Raw genomic sequence first — 643 nt, forward strand, 5'->3', positions numbered from 1 at the left:
GTTCCATCAGCCGGCTCGTCGCATCGTCCACGTACACCAGCAGCGTGCATTGCGGCGCCCGGTCCTCGAACCACGCATGCTCACTGCCGTCGATCTGGATGAGCTCGCCCAGGCACGTACGCCGTGCGCGCGGCTGATAGATCTTCGGCGGCCGCTGCCGGCGCGCAACCCATAGTCCTGCGTCCATCATGAGTTTGCGCAACGTCTCCTTCGCCAGCTGGATGCCGTGGCATTCCCGGAGCTTCTCGCGGCCAGCGTGGGCCCGAAATCGGCGTAACGCTCACGGACAATCGATAGCGCCCGGTCTGCCGTTACGCGGTCTAGCCGGTTGTTGCTGGGCCGCGAGCGTCGCCGCGACACGAGGCCTTGCGGCCCGTGCTCACGAAACCGGCCAACCAGCCGGCGAATCTGCCGGGTCGTCAGCCCGAGCCGCTGCGCTGCGCGCAGCGGCTTGAGCCGTGCGTCCACCACGTCCTGAATGAGCTTCAATCTGTCCAGCTCGCGCATCGTCATTGTTATCCGTTCTGTTGCCGCCATTAAAGCTCCCAAACACTGGATTCCCAGCGATCTGTTAGCTTACGATCGTCCAAAAAGCGGACATCTGAACTTGGCTAAAAGCGGACACTACAACTTAGCCCGTACA

Annotated in this window: 1 pseudogene; it reads right to left on the reverse strand. The window is 62.8% G+C overall.

Annotated features, from left to right (window positions below):
• Positions 1-537: pseudogene (locus M3I53_RS38040) on the reverse strand (helix-turn-helix domain-containing protein); the annotation flags it as partial.
• Between the last annotated feature and the right edge of the window lie 106 nt (positions 538-643).

The sequence above is a fragment of the Paraburkholderia sp. CNPSo 3272 genome, assembly GCF_024206495.1.
In the GTDB taxonomy this organism is placed as follows: domain Bacteria; phylum Pseudomonadota; class Gammaproteobacteria; order Burkholderiales; family Burkholderiaceae; genus Paraburkholderia.